This is a genomic window from Frankia sp. CgMI4, from assembly GCF_001756285.1.
In the GTDB taxonomy this organism is placed as follows: domain Bacteria; phylum Actinomycetota; class Actinomycetes; order Frankiales; family Frankiaceae; genus Frankia; species Frankia casuarinae.
In genome coordinates this window covers 1-2,974 of the sequence record NZ_MAQZ01000017.1, presented here as the reverse complement: position 1 = coordinate 2,974, position 2,974 = coordinate 1, and the positions used below count along the sequence as shown (strand labels likewise).

The following is a 2,974-nucleotide window of genomic DNA, read 5'->3' as shown; positions in this document are numbered from 1 at the left end:
GCCCGATCACTGCACCGGCCCGATCACTGCACCGGCCCGATCACTCCGCCGGTTCCGGCCGGGAGAACAGCCGGAACAGCATCATCAGGGACGGCACAAGCACCACCAGACCGCCGGCGATGGCGAACAGCATGGCCCGGATGTTCGTCGTCGGCGCCGCGGCCGTGTCCACCGTGGCCTGCCCGACCACCAGGTCCGGGTACTGGGCCACCGCCCAGCCCCAGAGCATCGCGCCGACGGCGAGACCGGCCGCGATGCGGGCGGCACCGAACTGCTCGCGCCAGAGCGCGACGAGGGCGCCGATCCCGCCGAGGGTGGACAGGGCTACCAGGGGAAGCGAGCGGTCCCTGAACCGGCCGGCGACCTGCGGGGCGTCCGCCCACAGCAGGGGCAGCAGGATCGCGGCGAGTGCACCGCAGAGCACGGCGCCGCCGATGGCCCGCCGGCGGAAGTCGGCCACCAGGTGCGCGGTGGCCGGGGAAGAGGCGGCGTCCCGGCAGAGGTAGACGGCGGCGAGGAAGGCCGTCGCGGCGACCGCGAAGGCCCCGCAGACGAGCCCGAACGGGCTGCGCACCGGCGCGAACGGGTCGTCGGTCGACAGATCACCGCTGGCCAGAGCCGCACCGGCCACCCCGAGCGCGAACGGGGCGATCGTCGAGGAGACCGCGAAGACGTGCCCCCACCAGTGGTCGGGACCGGCCCCACCCGCCCCGTAGGACCGGTACACGTACGCGGCGCCACGCAGCACGATGCCGACGAGGGCCACGGACAGCGGCACCTCCAGAGAGGAGCCGATCACCCCGTAGGCCTCGGGAAACCCGCTGAACATCGCCACCACGATGAAGATCAGCCAGACATGGTTGGCCTCCCACACCGGGCCGAGTGACGCCGAGATCAGTTTCCGCTGGTCGCCGGCGTGCCGTCCGCGTGCCAGTAGGTCCCACACCCCGCCACCAAAGTCCGCGCCACCGAGCAGCGCGTAGGCGGTGAGCCCTACCACCATGATGATCAGAAGGAGGTCAGCGCTGGTCATCAGTCTTCTCCCCGCCCGCCGAAACCGGTGGTGCCGTCGGATCCCGTTCCCGTTGTCTCACCCGGGTGCGCCGAACCGCGGGATCCCTCGGGACCGCCGCCGGTGCGCCGCCTGCCGGCCACCGGCGGYTCGACCGGCAGTTCGACCGGCAGTTCGACCGGCGGTTCAACCGCCGGTTCAACCGCCGCCGGTTCAACCGCCGCCGGTTCGGGTCGCGGCTTCGGGATGGATGGCGAATCGGAATCGGTTGTCCGTCCGGGCCTGGCCGGGCTCGCCTGCCCCGCGCCGTGGACGGCCGTGCGGTGGACGCCCGCGGCGGGCCGCCCGGACCGGATCTCCGCGACGGCCGGGCCGCCGGTGGCCATCCGGCGCAGGATGAGGATCAGCGCACCCRCGAGCCCCAGGTACAAGACCAGGGAGCCGGCGAACATCGGCGCGACCCCGTCGGCGCCCGTCACCGCGTCGTGAACCCGCATGTGACCGCCCACGATCCACGGTTGACGACCACCCTCGGTGACCTCCCAGCCGGCCATCATCGACAGCGCGGACGCCGGTCCCGTGGCCGCCGCGGCGAACAGCCACGGCCGTCCGGTGGGCAGCAGCGTCTTCTCGCCGCGACGGCGCCGGCGGACGACGGCGGCACCAGTCAGAGCGGACAGTCCGATCAGCGCGGAACCGAACCCGACCATCGTCGCGAACGACCCGTGCACCAGCAGGCCGTTCGGGCGCTCGTCCGGCGGCGCGGCGTCCAGACCGGTGATCACGTGATCTGTACTGAATCCCTCCATCAGCGAGAGCAGACCGGGGATCTCCAGCCCGTAGCGGACCTCGCCGCTCTTGTCGTCGTAGAACCCGCCGAGGGTCAGCGGCGCGTGCGACCTGGTGTGGTAAAGCCCTTCCATCGCGGCCAGCTTGAACGGCTGGTTGGCCCCGGCGATCCGGGCCGCCCAGTCCCCCACGATCAGCTGAAGCGGCGCACAGACCAGCACCACCGCCAGGCCGATCCGCAGCCCGCGCTGGTGGTAGGCGTCCCGGCGACCGCGCAGCATGCCGACCGCGTAAATGCTGGAGACGGCCCCGCCGGTGCACATCAGCGCGGCCAGCAGCATGTGGACCACCTGGGGCGGRGTCCCCGGGCTCAGAAAGGGCGCGAACGGCTCGGCGGCGACGACCTTGCCGTTCACCTCGGTGATCCCCCGTGGCACGTTCATCCAGGCGTTCACCGTGATGATGAACAACGTCGACAGGGTGCCGGAGATCGCGATCGGCCATAGCGTGAGCCAGTGCGCGCGCGGCGACAAGCGCTTCCAGCCGTACAGGTACATCCCGACAAAGATCGCCTCGGTGAAGAACGCGAAGCCCTCCAGGGAGAACGACAGTCCGAGCGCACTGCCGTACTTCGACATGAACGCGGGCCAGAGCAGGCCGAACTCGAACGAGAGCACCGTTCCCGAGACGGCCCCGACCGCGAACAGCACGGCGAATGCCCGCGACCACTTCTTCGTGAGCGCCAGCCAGGTCTCGTCACCGGTCCGCACCCAACGCCCCTCGGTGTAGATCAGCAGCCACGGCATGCCGACCCCGAACACGGCGAAACAGATGTGAAACGCGAGGGAGAACGCTGTCTGGGCGCGGGCAAGGTCGACGGCATCAGCGGCGAGAACCATGCGCACAGCTCCTTCGGTGGGCCGCGAGGGGAAAAATCGGCCGAGAGCCAACCGATCCTCTACGAGGCATAGAGGTTTCTACGGTATGTAGCCAATTCTCCTGGCGACGAGCAAAGCGCAGTGAGCTCGATGACATGGTCAAGACCGACGGCACTACCGACGGCGCTGTCGAGACGTGCGCCACGGTCGACGGCACGGGGCGGGACCGAAAGATACCTCCATTGCGGCCGTCATCCTGTTTGATGGATAGCCCGTTCGGCGGATAGCCCGTTCG

General features: G+C 70.2%; 2 protein-coding genes. Both read right to left on the bottom strand.

All coding sequences use genetic code 11. The features are described from left to right. Positions 1-40: 40 nt before the first annotated feature. Positions 41-1,033 carry a cytochrome d ubiquinol oxidase subunit II gene (locus Manayef4_RS02540; protein ID WP_011434725.1) on the bottom strand — a complete coding sequence of 331 codons (993 nt, stop codon included), beginning with the start codon at positions 1,031-1,033 and terminating at the stop codon, positions 41-43. After that, positions 1,033-2,700: a cytochrome ubiquinol oxidase subunit I gene (locus Manayef4_RS02535; protein ID WP_070130501.1), complete on the bottom strand. Its 1,668-nt coding sequence runs from the start codon at positions 2,698-2,700 to the stop codon at positions 1,033-1,035. Before Manayef4_RS02535 ends, Manayef4_RS02540 begins: the two co-directional genes overlap by 1 nt. Between the last annotated feature and the right edge of the window lie 274 nt (positions 2,701-2,974).